Source organism: Ramlibacter sp. MMS24-I3-19 (assembly GCF_050320135.1).
In the GTDB taxonomy this organism is placed as follows: Bacteria; Pseudomonadota; Gammaproteobacteria; order Burkholderiales; family Burkholderiaceae_C; genus Ramlibacter.
Window position 1 is genome coordinate 295,045 of record NZ_CP190017.1, and the last position, 18,145, is coordinate 313,189.

20 protein-coding genes and 2 pseudogenes are annotated in these 18,145 nt (G+C 69.2%); 14 read left to right on the forward strand and 8 right to left on the reverse strand.

The annotated features are described in order from the left end of the window. From ACPWT1_RS01465 to xdhC, 6 genes and pseudogenes are all read right to left on the reverse strand, one after another. Window positions 1-1,335: a glycerate kinase type-2 family protein gene (locus tag ACPWT1_RS01465; RefSeq protein WP_427913669.1), complete on the reverse strand. Its 1,335-nt coding sequence runs from the start codon at window positions 1,333-1,335 to the stop codon at window positions 1-3. Then, on the reverse strand, window positions 1,335-1,766 hold the full coding sequence (locus ACPWT1_RS01470; RefSeq protein WP_427913670.1) for a secondary thiamine-phosphate synthase enzyme YjbQ: 432 nt from the start codon (window positions 1,764-1,766) through the stop codon (window positions 1,335-1,337). Before ACPWT1_RS01470 ends, ACPWT1_RS01465 begins: the two co-directional genes overlap by 1 nt. A gap of 35 nt (window positions 1,767-1,801) precedes the next feature. Next, on the reverse strand, window positions 1,802-2,089 hold the full coding sequence (locus ACPWT1_RS01475; protein WP_427913671.1) for a hypothetical protein: 288 nt from the start codon (window positions 2,087-2,089) through the stop codon (window positions 1,802-1,804). 29 nt (window positions 2,090-2,118) lie between these two features. Further along, entirely contained in the window at window positions 2,119-2,292 is a 174-nt protein-coding gene (locus ACPWT1_RS01480) for a hypothetical protein (RefSeq protein WP_427913672.1), read from the reverse strand. Between the two features lie 112 nt (window positions 2,293-2,404). Continuing rightward, a pseudogene (locus tag ACPWT1_RS01485) lies at window positions 2,405-3,611 on the reverse strand (urate hydroxylase PuuD). 11 nt (window positions 3,612-3,622) lie between these two features. Beyond that, window positions 3,623-4,416: pseudogene (xdhC, locus tag ACPWT1_RS01490) on the reverse strand (xanthine dehydrogenase accessory protein XdhC). Between the two features lie 131 nt (window positions 4,417-4,547). Here xdhC and ACPWT1_RS01495 point away from each other — a divergent pair. After that, window positions 4,548-5,054 carry a hypothetical protein gene (locus ACPWT1_RS01495; RefSeq protein ID WP_427913673.1) on the forward strand — a complete coding sequence of 169 codons (507 nt, stop codon included), beginning with the start codon at window positions 4,548-4,550 and terminating at the stop codon, window positions 5,052-5,054. Between the two features lie 35 nt (window positions 5,055-5,089). On the opposite strand, the gene uraH is transcribed toward ACPWT1_RS01495, so the two are convergent. After that, window positions 5,090-5,443 (reverse strand): hydroxyisourate hydrolase, encoded by a 354-nt coding sequence (gene uraH, locus ACPWT1_RS01500; protein WP_427913674.1) that lies wholly within the window; start codon window positions 5,441-5,443, stop codon window positions 5,090-5,092. Between the two features lie 46 nt (window positions 5,444-5,489). Here uraH and puuE point away from each other — a divergent pair, with 46 nt between their 5' ends. From puuE to ACPWT1_RS01515, 3 genes are read left to right on the forward strand one after another with little or no spacing between them, the layout of a single operon-like run. Further along, window positions 5,490-6,467, forward strand: a complete 978-nt coding sequence (gene puuE / locus ACPWT1_RS01505) for an allantoinase PuuE (protein WP_427913675.1) — start codon at window positions 5,490-5,492, stop codon at window positions 6,465-6,467. A 4-nt stretch (window positions 6,468-6,471) separates the two neighbouring features. After that, on the forward strand, window positions 6,472-8,256 hold the full coding sequence (gene uraD / locus ACPWT1_RS01510) for a 2-oxo-4-hydroxy-4-carboxy-5-ureidoimidazoline decarboxylase (protein WP_427913676.1): 1,785 nt from the start codon (window positions 6,472-6,474) through the stop codon (window positions 8,254-8,256). Beyond that, entirely contained in the window at window positions 8,253-9,497 is a 1,245-nt protein-coding gene (locus ACPWT1_RS01515; RefSeq protein WP_427913677.1) for a M20 family metallopeptidase, read from the forward strand. The genes uraD and ACPWT1_RS01515 overlap by 4 nt, the downstream gene beginning before the upstream one ends. Before the next feature lie 89 nt (window positions 9,498-9,586). On the opposite strand, the gene ACPWT1_RS01520 is transcribed toward ACPWT1_RS01515, so the two are convergent. After that, a complete protein-coding gene (locus ACPWT1_RS01520; RefSeq protein WP_427913678.1) occupies window positions 9,587-9,853 on the reverse strand; it encodes a GlsB/YeaQ/YmgE family stress response membrane protein in 267 nt (88 codons plus the stop codon). A gap of 345 nt (window positions 9,854-10,198) precedes the next feature. Between ACPWT1_RS01520 and ACPWT1_RS01525 the strand changes: the two genes are divergently transcribed. From ACPWT1_RS01525 to ACPWT1_RS01570, 10 genes are all read left to right on the forward strand, one after another. Next, window positions 10,199-11,233 carry an ABC transporter substrate-binding protein gene (locus ACPWT1_RS01525; protein ID WP_427913679.1) on the forward strand — a complete coding sequence of 345 codons (1,035 nt, stop codon included), beginning with the start codon at window positions 10,199-10,201 and terminating at the stop codon, window positions 11,231-11,233. Next, window positions 11,230-12,063, forward strand: a complete 834-nt coding sequence (locus tag ACPWT1_RS01530; protein WP_427913680.1) for an ABC transporter ATP-binding protein — start codon at window positions 11,230-11,232, stop codon at window positions 12,061-12,063. Before ACPWT1_RS01525 ends, ACPWT1_RS01530 begins: the two co-directional genes overlap by 4 nt. Further along, the gene (locus ACPWT1_RS01535) at window positions 12,060-12,827 is read left to right on the forward strand and encodes an ABC transporter permease (protein WP_427913681.1); all 768 of its coding nucleotides are present in this window, start codon (window positions 12,060-12,062) and stop codon (window positions 12,825-12,827) included. The genes ACPWT1_RS01530 and ACPWT1_RS01535 overlap by 4 nt, the downstream gene beginning before the upstream one ends. Before the next feature lie 22 nt (window positions 12,828-12,849). Further along, entirely contained in the window at window positions 12,850-13,680 is an 831-nt protein-coding gene (locus ACPWT1_RS01540) for an urease accessory protein UreD (RefSeq protein WP_427913682.1), read from the forward strand. Between the two features lie 127 nt (window positions 13,681-13,807). Beyond that, entirely contained in the window at window positions 13,808-14,371 is a 564-nt protein-coding gene (locus tag ACPWT1_RS01545; RefSeq protein WP_427913683.1) for a hypothetical protein, read from the forward strand. Between the two features lie 165 nt (window positions 14,372-14,536). Next, window positions 14,537-14,770, forward strand: coding sequence for a hypothetical protein (locus ACPWT1_RS01550; RefSeq protein ID WP_427913684.1), 234 nt, complete (start codon window positions 14,537-14,539; stop codon window positions 14,768-14,770). A 490-nt stretch (window positions 14,771-15,260) separates the two neighbouring features. Continuing rightward, the gene (locus tag ACPWT1_RS01555; protein ID WP_427913685.1) at window positions 15,261-16,409 is read left to right on the forward strand and encodes a glycosyltransferase; all 1,149 of its coding nucleotides are present in this window, start codon (window positions 15,261-15,263) and stop codon (window positions 16,407-16,409) included. Window positions 16,410-16,442: 33 nt separating this feature from the next. Next, entirely contained in the window at window positions 16,443-17,054 is a 612-nt protein-coding gene (locus ACPWT1_RS01560; RefSeq protein ID WP_427913686.1) for a hemerythrin domain-containing protein, read from the forward strand. A 167-nt stretch (window positions 17,055-17,221) separates the two neighbouring features. Continuing rightward, entirely contained in the window at window positions 17,222-17,524 is a 303-nt protein-coding gene (locus tag ACPWT1_RS01565; RefSeq protein ID WP_427913687.1) for an urease subunit gamma, read from the forward strand. A 28-nt stretch (window positions 17,525-17,552) separates the two neighbouring features. Then, window positions 17,553-18,131 carry a HupE/UreJ family protein gene (locus ACPWT1_RS01570; protein ID WP_427913688.1) on the forward strand — a complete coding sequence of 193 codons (579 nt, stop codon included), beginning with the start codon at window positions 17,553-17,555 and terminating at the stop codon, window positions 18,129-18,131. The last annotated feature ends 14 nt before the right edge of the window (window positions 18,132-18,145 follow it).

Sequence of the window (18,145 nt, forward strand, 5' to 3'; positions counted from 1 at the left end):
TCAGAGCACCAGCAGCGCGCGAAAGTCGTTGACGTTGGTGTGCGTCGGGCCGGTGACCACCAGGTCGCCCAGCGGGGCGAAGAAGCCGTAGGCGTCGTTGCGCGCCAGGTGGATGTCGGGCTTCAGGCCTGCGGCCTGCGCACGCACGAGCGTGTCGGGCGCGACGAAGGCGCCAGCGTTGTCCTCGACGCCGTCGATGCCGTCGGTGTCCGCCGCCAGTGCCCACACGCCGGCCTGGCCCTGCAGCGCCTGCGCGAGGCCCAGGCAGAACTCGCCGGCGCGTCCGCCGCGACCGCGCGGCGTGCCTTCGGGCTGCTTGCGCACCGTGACAGTCGTCTCCCCGCCGGAGAGGATCACGCAGGGACGCGCGAACGGCTCACCCCGCCGCGCCGCCGCGCGCGCCAGTGCCGCCTGCACCTTGCCGACTTCGCGCGACTCGCCTTCCATCTCGTCGCTGAGGATGTACGCCTGCAGCCCGACCTGGCGGACCAGCGCCGCCGCGGCTTCCAGCGATTGCTGCGGCGTGGCCACCAGGTGCACCTCGTGCCCATCGAACACGGGATCGCCCGGCTTGGGCGTCTCGAGCGCGCCCTGCTCCAGCAGGCTCATGATCGCGCCAGGCACCTCGATGCCATATCGCTGCAGGATGGCGACGGCATCGGCGCACGTGCTGGCATCGGGCACCGTGGGACCGCTGGCGATCACGGAGGGATCGTCGCCGGGCACGTCGCTGATCGTGAGCGTGACCACGCGCGCCGGATGGCACGCCGCCGCGAGCCGTCCACCCTTGATGCGCGAGACGTGCTTGCGCACGCAGTTCATCTCGCCGATGGCCGCACCGGACAGCAGCAGCTCGCGGTTGATGCGCTGCTTGTCCTCCAGCGTCAGCCCCTCGGCCGGCGCGGTGAGGAGAGCCGAGCCGCCGCCGGAGATCAGGCACAGCACCAGGTCATCCGCCGTCAGGCCGTGCGCGAGATCGAGGATGCGCTGGCTCGCGGCGAGCCCCGCCGCATCCGGCACGGGATGCGCGGCTTCGACCACTTCGATGCGCTCCACCAATCCCGCGGGGCGCGGCGGGATGTGGCCATAGCGCGTGATCACCAGGCCGGAAAGCGGTGCAGCTGCCGGCCACAACGCCTCGACGGCCTGCGCCATCGACGCGCCCGCCTTGCCGGCGCCGAGCACCACGGTGCGGCCCTTGGGAGGCGGCGGCAGGAACGCGCCCAGCGTGTGCAGCGGCAGCGCGCGCTGCACGGCGGCCGCATAGAGGCGCTCCAGGAAGGCGCGCGGCGCACGCCGGGGATCGGGCATCGCGCCCTGCATGGCCAGGTCCATCATCGTCCTTCGTCTTGCTCGCCCAGCACGGTGACCACCACGCTGCGGCGCTGCGGGTGGGTGCGATGTTCCCAGAGGAACACGCCCTGCCAGGTCCCCAGCAGCGGCCGACCATCGCCCACCGGCAGCGTCACCGACTCGCCGGTGAGCACCGTGCGCGCATGCGCCGCCATGTCGTCGGGACCTTCGGTGTCGTGCCGGTACGCCGGGTCACCGTCCGGTGCCACGCGCCCGAACACCGTCTCGAGGTCGCGGCGCACGTCCGGGTCGGCATTCTCGGTCACCAGCAGCGAGCAGCTGGTGTGCTGCACGAACACGTGCGCGATGCCCACGTGCACGCCCGACTGCGCGATCACGCGCGCGACGGCTTCCGTGATGTCGCGCGTGCCCCGGCCGCCGGTGGCAACCTCGATGCGGGACTGGTGGTGCATCGGGCGATTGTCGCCCGCCTGGCTGCGCCCGGCGCTCAGAAGGTGGGCAGGTGCGCCATGCGCTCGCGCAGCGGCGCGCCGCTCGGGTCGGACTCGGCGTCGATGCCCTCGGGGCAGGCCCGCATGCGGAAGAAGCGGCCGAGGTCGCCGCCCACGTAGACGCGCACTTCCTTCTCACCGCACATCTGGGCGGCATCGACCACGGGCACGATCTGGGGCTCGGTGCGGACGAGTGTCTCACCGTCCGCTTCGACGCCGTGCCACTTGACGTGCGAGATGTGGCCGTCCGCGCCCCAGCGGACGGCATCGATCACGTAGAACATGCGCAAACCGTCGTTGTGCTGCGCGCCGCTCAGCCCCGTTCACCGCGGGGACGGTCCGGATCGCCGCCGCTGCCGGCCGGCAGCGTCTTGTCGATCACGGTCTCGTCGGGCACGTCGTGCGGCCCGTCCTCGTCGGGCATGGGCCGCTCCTGCGCGGCCTGGGGGTCGTCGTCGTCAACCGGGTTTCGTGGCGTGATCGGCATGGCACTCTCCTGCAAAGCCAAGGCTTCAGCATCGCATCGGCTGCGATGCCGCCCACGGAACCGCTTCGGTGGTCGCTGTAGGACGGCTACCCGACCGTGATCGGCTGGCGCATCAGTCGACCCTGGCGCCCTGGCGGAACCATTGGCCGATGAGCGCGCGCTCGTCCTCGGTGATGCCGGTGGCGTTGTTCATCGGCATGAGCCTGGCCACCACCGCCTGCTGGTACACCTCGGCCGCGTGCTGCTTCACGCCCGCCGGGCTGTCCAGCCGTACGTTCTTCATCTGCATCTGCGCGCCATGGCACATGTAGCAGCGCTTCTCCAGGACGGGCTGCAGTTGCGCATAGCCCACCGTCGCGGGCACGGCGCTGGCCTGCGCGGAGATCGACGGCGGAGGAACCAGCCAGGCAATGGTGAGTGCCAGCACTGCCACGCCGGTGGCGGCATACGGCCACGGATTGCGGTTGCGGCCCAGCTTCCAGCCGTGGCGCAGCACGAAGAACTGGCGGATCGCGGCGCCCGCGAACATCAGCAGCACCAGTACCACCCAGTTGCGCGGACGGTTCCAGAGGAAGCTGTAGTGGTTGGACAGCATCGCCGCCAGCACCGGCAGCGTGAAGTAGGTGTTGTGCACGCTGCGCTGCTTGCCGCGCCGGCCGTAGATGGGGTCCACCGGCTGCCCGGCCCGGATGGCGGCGACCATCTTGCGCTGGACCGGGAATGATCCAGTGCGCCACGTTGGCTGTCATCGCGGTGGCGAGCATCGCGCCGACCAGCAGGAAGGCCGCGCGCCCCGGGAACAGGTGGCAGGCGACCCAGGACGCGGCGACGACCAGCACCGCCACGACTGCGCCGACGATGGCATCGCCGTTCTCGCGCTCGCCGAAGATGCGGCATACCGTGTCGTACGCGAGCCAGAACGCCACCAGCAGCGCCAGCGCAGCGACCACCGCGGCCGTCGGCGACCAGTCCATCACCGACCGGTCCACGAGATAGGTGCTCGCGTTCCAGAGGTAGGAGACGGTGAGCAGCCCGAACCCGGACATCCAGGTCGTGTAGCTCTCCCAGTAGAACCAGTGCAGGTGCTCGGGCAGCTTCGGCGGCGCGAGCGCGAACTTCACCGGGTGGTAGAAGCCGCCGCCGTGCACGGCCCACAGCTCGCCGCTCACGCCCTGCCGCTTCAGGTCGTCATCGACCGGTGGCGTGAGGCTCGAATCGAGGAAGACGAAGTAGAACGAGGAGCCGACCCAGGCGATGGCGGTGATCACGTGCAGCCATCGCAGCAGGAAGTTGGCCCAGTCGAGGAAGTAGCTATCCATGGAGGCGAGTGTCAGGGATGAATCGTGCGGGCCTGCAGGAGCTGTGCGACCGCGCTGGCGGCGATCACGGCCGGCTCCTTGCCGGCGATGCCGGGAATGCCGATCGGGCACTGCACGGCATCGAGTTCGGCGGCAGCGAAGCCGCGCTGCTCGAGCCGATGGCGGAAGGTGACCACTTGGTCTTGCTGCCGATCAGGCCGATGAAGGGAAGGTCGCCGCGCTCGCGGCGGCGCTGCAGGCAGGCGGCGATCACGTCCAGGTCCTCGGCATGGCTGAAGCTCATGGCCAGCACCAGGCTGCCGGGCGCGAGGTCGCGCACCGCCGCATGAACGGGGTCGGAGTGCTCGCAGTGCACGTTGCCCGGCACCTCGGGCGGAAAGATCTCGTCGCGGCTGTCGATCCAGGTGAGCGCGAACGGCAGGTCGGCACACGCACGCACGATCGCGCGGCCGACATGGCCACCGCCGAACAGCGCGACAGGCGTGCCTCGCACGGCGAGGCGTTCACGCAAAGCGGCCATGTCGGCTTGCGCGACCGGCGTGAATTGCAAATACACAACACCGCCGCAGCATTGGCCCAGCGAAGGTCCCAGGGACCAGCGGCGCGATTGCACAGACGAGTGGGCGCCGAGCATGTCGCACGCGATCGCCATGGCTTCATGTTCGAGGCGCCCTCCGCCCACCGTGCCCACCACCTCAGAGTTAGCGCCTACAAGCATCCACGCGCCCGGCTCGCGCGGGCCTGAGCCTTCCACCTTGGCAACGGTGACCAGCACCGCCGCGTGCGTTGCATGTGCGTCGGTCACGCCCGGCCCCGTGCGATCTGTGACGAGCCGCAACAACCGATCTCAGCCGTATCCATCGTCGTCCGTGATTTTCTTGCTCGGCATTGCGATGCCCTCCCCGCATGATCGCTCCACTGACAGGAGGAGAGCCCATGCAACGCTTCATCGCAACTCGCCGAAACGCCCAACTGGCCGCACTCGCCGCGGCCGCCCTGCTCGCAGCCTGCGGCTCCCCGCCGCCGGCTCAGGAGGCCCGCCCGGCGCCCCCGCCGGTGGTCGCCAAGCCGGCACCCGTCCAGCCGCAGCTCACCGGGCCCGCGTCCGATGCGAACACCGCGCGTGCTTACCGCAAGGATGCCGCCCACCACATCTACGCGCTGAACAAGGACAAGATCTACAAGGGCCGCATGCCCCCGCTGCTGTACGCCGTGGGCGTGCTGCAGGTCGACGTCGACCAGCGCGGCCAGGTGCAGAACGTCAGCTGGATGCGCGCACCGCGCCACGCCCCCGAGGTGATGGCCCAGATCGAGAAGATGGTGCGCGATGCCGCGCCGTACCCGCGCCCCGCCCACATGGGCCATGTGACCTACACGGACACCTGGCTGTGGCACAAGAGCGGCCGCTTCCAGCTGGACACGCTGACCGAAGGCCAGGACTGACCTGACCGCGGCCCGGTGCACGAGCCGGGCCGCCCTCAGGAACCGCGGTAGGTGGAATAGCTCCACGGGCTCACCAGCAGGGGCACGTGGTAGTGCTCCTGGGGCCGCGCGATTCCGAAGTCGAGCGCCACCCGGTCCAGGAACGGCGGGTCCGGCAACTGGACGCCGCGGGCACGGAAGTAGGCCGCGACGTCGAACACCAGGCGATAGGTGCCCTGCCGCAGCTCGGCATCCTTGTACAACGGGCCCTCGGGATTGCGGCCGTCGGCATTCAGCACGAAGCGCTTCACGAGCGCGGCCTGGCCGCCCTGCACGGTGTGCAGCTCCACGGCCATGCCCGCGGCCGGCGTGCCGTGCATCGTGTCCAGGACATGGGTGCTCAGGCCCATCGGCAGCTCCTAATGTTCGCTCACGGGCAGTGTATACAGTCGCCCTGTGAGCACCGCCTACGACAGCACCGCCAGCTACCCGCGCGACCTGGCCGGCTACGGCCGCAATCCCCCGCATCCCCGATGGCCCGGCCAGGCCCGCATCGCGGTGCAGTTCGTCCTGAACTACGAAGAAGGCGGCGAGAACGCGGTGCTGCATGGCGATGCCGGGTCCGAGCAGTTCCTCTCCGAGATGTTCAATCCCGCCAGCTATCCCGCGCGGCACCTGAGCATGGAGGGCATCTACGAATACGGCTCGCGCGTGGGCGTGTGGCGCATCCTGCGCGAGTTCGAGCGTCGGCAGCTGCCGCTGACGGTGTTCGGCGTCGGGATGGCCTTGCAGCGGCATCCCGAGGTGACCGCCGCCTTCGTCGAGCTGGGCCACGAGATCGCCAGCCACGGCTGGCGCTGGATCCACTACCAGGACCGGGACGAGGCGGTGGAGCGCGAACACATGCGACTCGCGATCGAGGCCATCGAGAAGCTCACCGGCCAGCGCCACGGCGCGCCAGGCGCGGTGCACGGCGCCGGCTGGTACACCGGGCGCGACAGCCCCAACACGCGGCGACTGGTGGTCGACGACGGCGGCTTCGAGTACGACAGCGACTACTACGGCGACGACCTGCCATTCTGGATGAAGGTGCGCCGCAGCGATGGCAACGTGGTGCCTCACCTGGTGGTGCCCTACACGCTCGACACCAACGACATGCGCTTCTCGCTGCCGCAAGGCTTCGCGCAGGCCGAGGACTTCTTCGTCTACCTGCGCGACAGCTTCGATGCGCTGTATGCCGAGGGCGACCCGGACGGCGCCAACCAGCCGAAGATGATGAGCGTCGGCATGCACTGCCGGCTGCTCGGCCGGCCAGGTCGCATCGTCGCCCTGCAGCGCTTCCTCGACCACATCGGGAAGCATGACCACGTCTGGGTGTGCCGCCGCATCGACGTAGCGCGCCACTGGAAACTGATACACCCCTACGCCGGCTGACGCCATGCCCCTCACCCTGGACCAGCTCAATGCCGCGAGCGACACCGAAGCGGCCGCCCTGCTCGACGGCCTGTACGAGCACTCGCCCTGGATCGCGCAGGCGGCACTGGCCCAGCGGCCGTTCAAGTCGCTGGCGGACCTGAAGCACGCGATGGCGCGCGCCGTGCACGACGGCGGGCAGGAGCGGCAGCTTGCGCTGCTGCGTGCGCACCCGGAGCTCGCCGGCAAGGCGATGGTCGCCAAGGCGCTCACCGCCGAAAGCACGAACGAACAGGGCAAGGCCGGCCTCACCGACTGCACGCCCGGGGAGTTCGCGAAGATCCAGCAGCTGAACGCCGACTACAACGCGAGGTTCGGCTTCCCGTTCATCCTGGCGGTGCGCGGGCCGCGCGGCGCAGGCCTGTCACGCACCGAGATCATCGAGACCTTCGAACGCCGCCTGGCCAACCCGGTCGACTACGAGCGCGACGAGTGCCTGCGCAACGTGCACCGCATCGCGGAGATCCGGCTGAACGACAAGTTCGGCGTGAGGCCCGACGAAGGCGAGCAGGTCTGGGACCAGCTGGAGCGGCTCGCGGAATTCAGCGACCCCGAGTTCCGGCAGAAGGGCCAGCTCACGGTCACCTACCTCACCGATGCCCACCGCTCCGCCGCCGCGCGCATCGTGCAGGACATGCGCGACGCGGGCTTCGACGAGGTCGCGATCGATGCGGTCGGCAACGTGGTCGGCCGCTACCGCGGCCAGGGCAGTGGTCCGTCGCTGCTCACCGGCTCGCACTACGACACCGTGCGCAATGGTGGCAAGTACGACGGCCGCCTCGGCATCTACGTGCCGATCGCGTGCGTGCGTGCGCTGGCCCGGCAAGGCCGGCGCCTGCCATTCGGCATCGAGGTGATCGGTTTCGCCGAGGAGGAAGGGCAGCGTTACAAGGCCACGTTCCTCGGTTCGGGCGCGCTCACCGGCGCCTTCGATCCCGCATGGCTGGAGCAGAAGGACGCCGACGGCATCACGATGCGCGAGGCGATGCACCACGCCGGCCTGCCCGGCACGCTGGAGGCGATCAAGGCCCTGCGCCGCGATCCTTCGCGCTACCTCGGTTTCGTGGAAGTGCACATCGAACAGGGGCCAGTGCTGAGCGAGCTGCACCTGCCGCTGGGCATCGTGACGTCGATCAACGGCGGCGTGCGGTATGCCTGCGAGGCCATCGGCATGGCCAGCCACGCCGGCACCACGCCGATGGACCGTCGCCGCGATGCCGCCGTGGCGGTCGCCGAACTCGCGCTCTACGTCGAGCGGCGCGCGGCGCAGGACGGCGACTCGGTCGGCACCATCGGCATCCTGCAAGTGCCCGGCGGATCCACCAACGTCGTGCCGGGCCGGTGCCAGTTCACCCTCGACCTGCGCGCGCCCACCGACCCGCAGCGTGATGCTCTGGTCGCCGACGTACTGACCGAACTGCAGGCGATCTGCGCGCGGCGCGGCGTGCGCTGCACGACCGAGCAGACCATGCGTGCCGCAGCTGCGCCCAGCGATGCCGCGTGGCAGCTGCGCTGGGAGCGGGCCGTCGAGAGTCTCGGCGTACCGCTGCACCGCATGCCCAGCGGCGCCGGCCACGACGCGATGAAACTGCACGAAGTGATGCCGCAGGCGATGCTGTTCGTGCGCGGGCAGAACGCCGGCATCAGCCACAACCCGCTGGAGAGCACCACCGCCGACGACATCGACCTGTCGGTGCGCGCGTTCCAGCGCCTCCTGGACCAACTGGCCCGCGAGGCCGCCAACGCATGAACGATTTCGAACGCCTCGACGCCTGGATCGACGCCCACTTCGACGAGGAAGTGCGCTTCCTGCAGGCCCTGGTGCGCGTGCCCACCGACACGCCGCCCGGCAACAACACGCCGCACGCGCTGCGCACCGCCGAACTGCTGCAGGCATTCGGGTTCGCTGCCGAGCAGCACGCAGTTCCCGTGCAGGAAGTGCAGGCGCTGGGCCTTCAATCGATCACCAACCTGGTTGTGCGGCGTCGCTACGGCGAGGGACCCGTCATCGCCCTGAACGCGCACGGCGACGTGGTGCCACCCGGCGATGGCTGGTCCCACGACCCGTACGGCGCCGAGATCGACGGCGGCTTTCTCTACGGGCGCGCGGCTGCGGTGAGCAAGAGCGACTTCGCCACCTTCACGTTCGCCGTGCGCGCGCTGGAAGCCCTGGGCGCTGCGCTCAAGGGCGGCATCGAGCTGCACTTCACGTACGACGAGGAATTCGGTGGCGAGGCCGGGCCGGGCTGGCTGCTGCGCAACGGCATCACCCGGCCGGACCTGTTGATCGCCGCCGGCTTCAGCTACCAGGTGGTGGTGGCGCACAACGGCTGCCTGCAGATGGAGGTCACCGTGCATGGGCAGATGAGCCATGCGGCGATCCCGGACAGCGGCACCGATGCGCTGCAGGGTGCCACCCACATCCTCCAGGCGCTGTACGCGCTCAACCGCGACTACAAGGCGGTGCGCTCGAAGGTCGCCGGCATCGACCATCCGTACCTCAACGTCGGCCTGATCGCCGGCGGCACCAACACCAACGTCGTGCCGGGCAAGGTGGTCCTCAAGCTCGACCGCCGCATGATCCCGGAAGAGGATCCGGCGCAGGTGGAAGCATCGCTGCGGGCCACCATCGATGCCGCCGTGCGGTCTTACGACCCGCCGCGCGGCGGCAAGGACATCCGTGTCGAGGTGCGTCGCCTGCTGCTGGCCCGCTCCATGGTCCCGCTTCCCGGCGGCGAGCCCGTCGTCCAGGCGCTGCAGCGGCATGGAGAAGCGCTCTTCGGCGAGCCCATTCCCGCCCTCGGCACGCCGCTGTACACCGACGTGCGCCTGTACACCGAAGCCGGCATTCCCGGCGTGATCTACGGCGCCGGTCCGCGCACGGTGCTCGAGTCCAACGCCAAGCGGGCCGACGAGCGCCTCGACCTCGAGGACCTGCGCAAGGCCACCAAGGTGGTTGCGCGCACGCTGCTCGACCTCCTCCGGACGTAACGCCAGTCCACATGGAAAAGGCCGGGCAGAGCCCGGCCTTTTCCGACAGATCACACCGCCTCGCGGACAGCGAAGCGGTCGCGAAGTGCTCAGCGAACGCGTCCGCGACGGAACAGGTTCACGATGGCCAGCAGGATCACGGCGCCCACCAGCGAGACCAGGACGGAACCGATGCTGATGCCCTGGTTGATGGTCCCCACGCCCACCATCGGCGAGATCACCCAGCCGCCGATGAACGCCCCGACGATACCGACCACGACGTTCAGCAGGATGCCCTGCTGGCCATCCGTGCGCATGATCAGGCTGGCAAGCCAGCCGACGATTCCACCGACGATCAACCAAACGAGAAAGCCCATGATGCACTCCTAAATGCCGCGAGCGGCGTGTTGTTGAGAGCCGGCCGGTCCCGAGGGTCCGACCCCCTGCCACCCCTGAAATGGCGGCCGGTGGAATCAATATGGTCGTGCCTTCCAAGCGCGGGCGTAGTCGGCCACAGGGCCTCACCGTGCGGGCCGTTCCAGTGGAAACGTCAGACAACCCCTACCTGTGCTCGGCCTTTCCGCAGCCGCTCCAGGAGGTCTCGGAAGGGGTGCATCCCCCGGCATCGCAGGTGGGTTCGCGCGGCACCCTGCCCCATCGGCACCGTTCTTGCTTTTGGATGGGTTCGCGCCGTCTGGCGCATGGATGCAACCGAGGACCCCATGACCAAGAGACCCTTCCTGAAGACCGCCGCGCTCGCCTGCTTCGCGCTCGCCTCCGGCCTGGCCGCCGCACAGGCCACGCCCATCAAGTTCCAGCTCGACTGGCGCTTCGAAGGCCCCGCTGCGCTCTTCCTCACGCCCGCCGCCAGGGGTTTCTTCAAGGACGCGAAGCTGGACGTCACCATCGACGCCGGCAACGGTTCGGGCGGCGCCGTGACGCGTGTCGCCTCGGGCACCTACGACATGGGCTTTGCCGACCTCGCAGCGCTGATGGAGTTCCACGCCAACAACCCGGACGCGCCGAACAAGCCGGTGGCCGTGATGATGGTCTACAACAACACGCCTGCCTCGGTGATGGCGCTGAAGAAGTCCGGCATCAGGTCGCCGGCCGACCTGTCCAACAGGAAGCTCGGCGCGCCCGTGTTCGATGCGGGCCGGCGCGCGTTCCCGATCTTCGCCAAGGCGAACAACGTGACCAACGTGGCGTGGACCGCGATGGATCCGCCGCTGCGCGAAACCATGCTGGCCCGCGGCGACGTCGATGCCATCACGGGCTTCACCTTCACCTCGCTGCTGAACCTGGAGGCACGGGGCATCAAGGCAAGCGATGTCGTGGTCCTGCCTTACCCGGAACACGGCGTGAAGCTGTACGGCAACGTGATCATCGCGTCGCCGAAGCTGGTGCGCGAGAACCCGGCCGCGATCAAGGCGTTCCTCGCCGCATTCGCCAGGGGCGCGAAGGACGTGATGGCTAATCCGTCCGCCGCCATCGCCGACGTGAAGGCGCGCCACGGCATCATCAACACCGAACTGGAAACGCGCCGCCTGAAGCTGGCCATCGACACGGCCATCAACAGCCCCGACGCGCGTGCCGAGGGCTTCGGCCAGGTGAACCCGGCACGTCTTTCGCTGATGGCGTCGCAGGTGTCCGATGCCTTCGGCACCAGGACCCGCGTCAATCCCGACGCCGTGTGGAACGGATCGTTCCTGCCGGCCAAGGCGGATCTCAACGTGCTGCCCGCGCCGAAGAAGTGAGCGCGTCGAACACGAACCCCTTCGTCGATTTCCGGGACGTCTGGCTCGCCTACAACGACGACCTGCTCGCGCGCAACGACTTCGCCGTCGAAGCGATCGACCTGCAGGTGCGCCAGGGCGAGTTCATCGCCATCGTGGGGCCCTCGGGCTGCGGCAAGTCGACGTTCATGAAGCTGGCCACGGGCCTGAAGTCGCCCAGCCGCGGCTCCATCCGCGTCGACGGCCAGCCCGTCACGGGGCCGGTGAAGATCTCCGGCATGGCGTTCCAGGCGCCGTCGCTGCTGCCCTGGCGCACGACGGTCGACAACGTGCTGCTGCCGCTGGAGATCGTGGAGCCATACCGGGGTCAGTTCAAGCAACGGCGGGCCGAGTATGAGCAGCGAGCACGTGCGCTGCTGCAGAAGGTCGGCCTCGCCGACTACGAGGACAAGTACCCGTGGCAGCTGTCTGGCGGCATGCAGCAGCGCGCCAGCATCTGCCGCGCCCTGATCCACGAGCCGAAGATGCTGCTGCTGGACGAGCCGTTCGGCGCACTCGATGCGTTCACGCGCGAGGAACTCTGGTGCATCCTGCGGGACCTGTGGTCCGAGCGGCGGTTCAACGTCATCCTGGTCACGCACGACCTGCGCGAGTCGGTGTTCCTGGCCGATACCGTGTACGTCATGAGCGCGCGGCCCGGCCGCTTCGTCGAGCGGCGCCAGATCGACCTGCCCCGGCCGCGCGAGCTGGAGGTCACCTACACCAGGGAGTTCTCGGACATCGTCCTCGAGCTGCGCGGCCACATCGGCGCGATCAGGCGCACCAGCCCGCAGGCGGAGGCCACGCCATGACCGCGCGCCGGATGCAACGCTGGTCGCCCTGGATCCTGCTGGTGCTGCTCATCGCGATCTGGCAGGTGGCGTGCTCGGCGTTGCAGGTCTCCGAGTTCATCTTCCCGAGCCCGCTGCGCATCTGGAACCAGCTGCTGGAATTCCGCGGCGTCATCGCCGCCCACGCGTGGCGCACCTTCTGGGTGACGATGGCGGGCTTCGGCCTGGCCATCGTGGTGGGCGTGCTGCTCGGGTTCCTGATCGGCAGTTCGCGCCTGGCGTACTCGGCGGTCTACCCGCTGATGACGGCGTTCAATGCGCTGCCCAAGGCCGCCTTCGTGCCGGTGCTGGTCGTGTGGTTCGGCATCGGCATCGGGCCGGCGATCCTCACCGCGTTCCTGATCTCGTTCTTCCCGATCATGGTCAACATCGCCACCGGCCTCGCGACGCTGGAGCCCGAACTCGAGGATGTGCTGCGCGTGCTCGGCGCACGGCGCTGGGACGTGCTGGTGAAGGTGGGCTTGCCGCGGTCGATGCCGTACTTCTACGGCTCGCTGAAGGTGGCGATCACGCTGGCTTTCGTCGGCACCACGGTGTCGGAGATGACGGCGGCCAACGAAGGCATCGGCTACCTGCTGATTTCGGCCGGGTCGGCGATGCAGATGGGACTGGCGTTCGCCGGGCTGGTGGTCGTGGGCGCCATGGCGATGCTGATGTACGAGCTGTTCAGCGTCCTCGAGCGGCACACCACGGCGTGGGCGCACCGCGGCTCGCAGGCGCAATGAACCGCGCCATGGAGTGCCTTCGGTGAGCTGGCACGCACGGCTGCACCTGGACCTGCAACGCGAAGGCGCGCGGACGGTGGGCCGCTTCGTGCACGAGGGACCACTGCGCGTGCTGCAGGCGCTCTATCCCGAGGGCGATGCGATCTGCCACAACGTGCTGGTGCACCCGCCCGGCGGCCTGGTGGGCGGCGACGTGCTCGAGGTCCATGTGCATGTCGGGCGCGGCGCACACGGCGTCATCACCACGCCCGGCGCTGCGCGCTTCTACCGGTCCGACGGAGCGGCCGCCATGCAGCACACGCGGCTGGTGCTGGCCGACGGCGCACGGCTCGAATGGCTTCCGCACGAGGCCCTCTGCTACAGCGGTTGCGTGGCCGAGAACCGGCTCGAGATGCAAGTGGCCGCCGGTGGCGAACTGATCGGATGGGACCTTTGCGCGCTGGGCCTGCCGGCAGCGGGCCAGCCGTTCGAGCGGGGCAGCGTGCTTCAGCAGCTGTCGCTGGGCGATGCATGGCTCGAGCGCGGACGCGTGCGGGGCGACGACGCAGCCTTGCTCGACGGACCGCTGGGTTTCGCCGGGCGACGCTGCCTGGCCACGTTGTGGTTCGCGGCGGGCACCGATCTCGGCCGGCAGCGCACCGAGGGCGCGCTGGCCGCCGCGCGCGAGGTCATCGGGGCCCACGGCCTCGCCCCAACGGCCGCAGCGACGAGCCCGCATGGCCAGGTCGTCGTCGTCCGCGTCCTGGCACCCCTGGTCGAGCCGGCGATGGAACTGCTGCGCGCCGTGCGCGACGCGTGGCGGGTGCAGCTGTGGGCCTTGCCGCCCGTGCAACCGCGCCTGTGGGCGCTGTAGCCGCCTGCCGGTCGCGTCCTACCTGCATCCTCTCCCTGCGCGTCGCGCTCGCTGGCGCTGGTCCCGCATGCACGTGCGCGCAGCGGCGCCAGGATGAAGGCCTGTGGACACACGCAAGGAGCTGATCGTGACCCGCTACCACGCCCTCCGATCCCGCAAGAGCCTGCTGTCGTTCGGGGCCGTCTCGCTGATCGCCATGTCTGCCGCCGCTGCCCAGGTGGCCGGCGCGCCTGGAGACACAGGGATCGATGACACGGGCAACTACCAGCACGAGGTGCAGGCCTGCATGAGCGGCCAGACGCAGGAGGCCCGCGACAGCTGCCTGCGCGAGGCCCGCAATGCGCACGCCGACAAGCAGAAGCGCGACCTGGACGCCGGTGCTACACCCAAGGATCGCCAAGCCAACGCCATGGCACGGTGCGAGCCCCTCAGCGGCGAGGACAAGGCCGCCTGCCAGGCGCGCGTGCTGGGCTACGGCGAAAAGAGCGGCAGCGTCGCTGGCGGCGGCGTGCTGCGCGAAGTCGAGACGGTCGTCGTGCCTCCGGGCCAGACGCAGGTGACGATCGAGCCCAAGACGCCCAACCCCGTGGTGCTGGTGCCCGAGCAGCCCGCGAACGGGCAGGGGACGACGGCTGCGCCAGGCAACACGGTGCCCTCGCAGCCGATCCAGCCGGCGCAGCCTCACCAGTAACGCGCGCCAGCGTAAGCGGGAGCCGGCGTAACAGCCGGTTTGTCCGCTCCTGTCCTACATGGAACGCCGCTGCCGCGGCTAGTCTTGCGCAGCTTCGCCACTGATCATTGGCGGAACTGCGCGGCCAAGTCACGCACGCGCGAAATACAGGAGCAGGAGAGCCCCATGGATGACAAGGAAGTGCAGCCGCAACCGGCCAACGAACCGCAGGCCCACGCCAGGCACGGGTACCGCAACGAAGTCAACTGGGAGGGCGGATCGGGCCGCCAGCCTTACAGCAACCAGGGCTCCAGGTCGAAGCCGAGTCCCTCTGCGGCGGAGGAAGTGCCGGAAGGCAATCGCGCCGAGCGCTCCGGGCGGACCCAGGAGCAACTCGAGCGCTTGAAGACGAAGCCGTGAGAGGCCGCGTCAGAGGACGTGGAACAGCATCAGCAGCACGATGACGGTCAGGGGGACGCCGAGCAGCCAGAGAATGATGGGCATGTGAAGCTCCTTGGGTTGTCGATGTTCACAAGGTACCTGCCGCGCCCCGCGCGCCTTGCCGGGCAGGCTCCGCAAAGGCGGTAGGCAGCAGCCGACGCGCCCTGTCGTCGCACACCCGGCGACGCGTGCGCCGAATACCGAGGCACCACGCGCACAAGGCCGCCCGTGCGTTCGTCTGCGCGGTGTGCGCCCCGCGCAATCCGAAGTTCACATCGCCTTGCGACACCATGACCACGCAGCGGCCTCGCCGCGTGCGTGCGCTCCATATGCGCAACGGCGCCGCAGCATTTCGCAGCGGGCGCAGCACCCGGAAAAGACTTGCTCCTACAGGGGAATCGCCCACGTCTGGGCATGATGGGCGGCACGCCAGTTGCCCGACCCAGACACCCGAATTAGGAGCCCGCCAATGCAAACGCTGATCGTCTTCTCCCACCTGCGCTGGAACTTCGTCTACCAACGGCCGCAGCACCTGCTGTCGCGGCTGGCACGACACTGGCGCGTGGTGTTCATCGAGGAGCCGATGCTCGGAGAGGCGGAACAGCGGCTGGAGCGGTTCTCGCCCGCCGAAGGCGTGCAGGTCTGGCGCCCGCACGTCACCGGCGACGCACCCGGCTTCCACGACGACCACATCTCGGTGCTGCAGAAGTTCATCACCGATGCGATCCGCGACGAGAAGATCACCGACTACTGGGTCTGGTTCTACACGCCGATGGCCGTCCCCCTGGCGGCGGGGCTCAATCCCGCCGGCATCGTCTACGACTGCATGGACGAACTGACGCTGTTCAAGAACGCGCCGCGCCAACTGGTGCAGCGCGAGAACGTGCTGTTCAAGGAAGCGGACCTCGTGTTCACCGGCGGCCCCAGCCTGTACAACTCCAAGAAGTCGCGGCATCCGAGCGTGCACTGCTTCCCGAGCAGCGTCGATGCCAGGCACTTCTCCGGCGCCAGCGGCGACCACGCACTGCAGGCCGGCATCGCGGGGCCGCGCCTGGGTTACTGTGGCGTGATCGACGAGCGCATCAACATGGCGCTGATCGACGCGATGGCCACCGCGCACCCGGATTGGCAGATCGTGATGGTGGGCCCGGTGGTGAAGATTGACCCGAACGGCCTGCCACGCCAGAAGAACATCCACTGGCTCGGCCAGCAGAGCTACAACGACCTGCCTGCGTTCATCTGCGGCTGGGACGTGTGCCTGATGCCGTTCGCGCTGAACGAGGCCACCCGCTTCATCAGCCCCACCAAGATGCTGGAGTACATGGCCTGCGGCCGGCCCTCGGTCAGCACGTCGATCCGCGACGTGGTGGAGCCCTATGGCCACGTGGTCTCGATCGCCGACACGCCGCAGGACTACGTGGCCGCGTGCGAGGCCATCCTGGCGCGGACGCCCGAGCAACAGGCCGCGCATGCCGCGGAGCTGGCACAGGCGATCGCCAAGACCTCCTGGGACCGCACCGCGCAGGCGATGGCCGACCTCATCGCCAACGCCGACCAGCTCAAGCGCGACCTGGACAAGGCGGACGAAGCCAACGCCACCATCGCCAAGGTGGCCTGAAGCCGCTGACGACCAACAACAAGGAGAACGACCATGGCCTCCATGCTCAGCAAGATGTCGCCCTCGATCACCAACATGATCCGGATGGACCACACGCACGTGATGGCGGCGTTCCACCAGTACCAGGTGGACACGCCCGCGCGGGTGAAGAAGGGACTGGCCGACAACATCTGCCTCGCGCTGGAGGTGCACGCGCAGCTGGAAGAGGAGATCTTCTATCCGGCGCTGCAGGAGATCTCCCCCGACGAGACGCTCGCCAAGAGCAAGCCCGAGCACGACGAGATGCGCGACCTCATCGCGCGCCTGCGTGCCCTGCAGCCCGGCGAGCCGGCGTTCGACACCACGATGTTCGAGCTGATGCGCGCGGTGATGCACCACGTGGCGGACGAGGAGACCCAGCTGCTGCCCAAGGCCGAGCGCCTGCTGGCCGGGCACCTGTCGGACCTGGGTGCGCGCATGACGCGCCGGCGCCTGCAACTGCTGGGCCCTCGCAGCGGCGAGCTGGCGGGCAGCATGGCGCGCTCGGTCAGCAGCGGGACGCTACTCGCGGCGGCGGGTGCACTCGCGGCGGCCGGCGGCATCATGCTCGCGCGCCGCTCCAACGCGGGCGGCGAGTGGCACAACCCGGCGCGCTGGGGCCACTGAGGCATTCGCGCCTGCCAGCAAGCCGCCTTCGGGCGGCTTTTTCGCTGGGGCACGCCGTTGGGGCGCCGTCGCTCGGTTCGGGTGCGCTGGTGGCACCATGGTGGACACCGGGGCGCGCCCGCTCGCGGCACAAACCTTGCAGACGATGGGCTGGACCCCGCGCACCCATGGAACTCACACCCCGCGAGAAAGACAAGCTGCTGGTCTTCACGGCCGCCCTGCTGGCGGAGCGCCGCAAGGCGCGTGGCCTGAAGCTCAACTACCCGGAGGCGGTCGCCTTCATCTCGGCGGCCGTGATGGAAGGGGCGCGCGACGGCCGCTCCGTCGCGCAGTTGATGAGCGAGGGCCGCACCCTCCTCACGCGCGCCGACGTGATGGAGGGGGTGCCCGAAATGATTCCCGACATCCAGGTGGAAGCCACCTTTCCGGACGGCACCAAGCTGGTCACAGTGCACCAGCCGATCGTCTGACCTGCAAGCCGCTCCAGGAGAACTCCCCATGAAGCCACCTCGCCGCGCCCTCCTCTTCGTCCTCGCGCTTGCCTGCCCGGCCCTCGTGCTGGCGCATCCCGGCACCGCCGTGCACGCACACGGCGGCTTCGTCGACGGAGCACTGCATCCTTTGACGGGTGCAGACCACCTGGTGGCGATGCTGGCGGTCGGCGCGTGGAGCGCCCTGTCGGTTCGCCAGGTGTGGATCGCACCGCTGGCATTCGTCGCCATGCTGGCGTGCGGCATGCTCGCCGGCGCTGCGGGCCTGGTGGTCCCCGGGGTCGAGCCGATGATCGCTGCGTCCCTCGTGGGCCTCGGACTGCTGATCGCGTGGCTGCGTCGGGTGCCGGCCCTTGCGGCAGCAGCCCTGGCGGGCAGCTTCGCGTTCTTTCATGGCGCCGCACATGGCACGGAGCTTGGCGCGAGCATCCCCTTGCTTGCCGGCCTGCTGGTGGCAACCGCGGCATTGCACCTGGCCGGCATCGCGGCCGGCCAGCTCGTGCTGGCGCGGCACCGGTGGTTGCCGCAGATGACCGGCAGCCTCGTGGCATTGCTCGGCATCACGCTCCTGCTGCGCCTCGCCTAGGTCGCTCACGATGT

Bases quoted from the DNA above. Each gene is read 5' to 3' on its own strand.
- ACPWT1_RS01555 (WP_427913685.1), top strand. From the start codon at position 15,261: ATGCAAACGCTGATCGTCTTCTCCCACCTGCGCTGGAACTTCGTCTAC.
- ACPWT1_RS01565 (WP_427913687.1), top strand. From the start codon at position 17,222: ATGGAACTCACACCCCGCGAGAAAGACAAGCTGCTGGTCTTCACGGCC.
- ACPWT1_RS01480 (WP_427913672.1), bottom strand. From the start codon at position 2,292: ATGCCGATCACGCCACGAAACCCGGTTGACGACGACGACCCCCAGGCC.
- ACPWT1_RS01465 (WP_427913669.1), bottom strand. From the start codon at position 1,335: ATGGACCTGGCCATGCAGGGCGCGATGCCCGATCCCCGGCGTGCGCCG.
- ACPWT1_RS01470 (WP_427913670.1), bottom strand. From the start codon at position 1,766: ATGCACCACCAGTCCCGCATCGAGGTTGCCACCGGCGGCCGGGGCACG.
- ACPWT1_RS01525 (WP_427913679.1), top strand. From the start codon at position 10,199: ATGACCAAGAGACCCTTCCTGAAGACCGCCGCGCTCGCCTGCTTCGCG.
- ACPWT1_RS01560 (WP_427913686.1), top strand. From the start codon at position 16,443: ATGGCCTCCATGCTCAGCAAGATGTCGCCCTCGATCACCAACATGATC.
- ACPWT1_RS01475 (WP_427913671.1), bottom strand. From the start codon at position 2,089: ATGTTCTACGTGATCGATGCCGTCCGCTGGGGCGCGGACGGCCACATC.
- ACPWT1_RS01550 (WP_427913684.1), top strand. From the start codon at position 14,537: ATGGATGACAAGGAAGTGCAGCCGCAACCGGCCAACGAACCGCAGGCC.
- ACPWT1_RS01535 (WP_427913681.1), top strand. From the start codon at position 12,060: ATGACCGCGCGCCGGATGCAACGCTGGTCGCCCTGGATCCTGCTGGTG.
- ACPWT1_RS01520 (WP_427913678.1), bottom strand. From the start codon at position 9,853: ATGGGCTTTCTCGTTTGGTTGATCGTCGGTGGAATCGTCGGCTGGCTT.
- ACPWT1_RS01515 (WP_427913677.1), top strand. From the start codon at position 8,253: ATGAACGATTTCGAACGCCTCGACGCCTGGATCGACGCCCACTTCGAC.
- ACPWT1_RS01570 (WP_427913688.1), top strand. From the start codon at position 17,553: ATGAAGCCACCTCGCCGCGCCCTCCTCTTCGTCCTCGCGCTTGCCTGC.
- uraH (WP_427913674.1), bottom strand. From the start codon at position 5,443: ATGGGCCTGAGCACCCATGTCCTGGACACGATGCACGGCACGCCGGCC.
- uraD (WP_427913676.1), top strand. From the start codon at position 6,472: ATGCCCCTCACCCTGGACCAGCTCAATGCCGCGAGCGACACCGAAGCG.
- ACPWT1_RS01495 (WP_427913673.1), top strand. From the start codon at position 4,548: ATGCAACGCTTCATCGCAACTCGCCGAAACGCCCAACTGGCCGCACTC.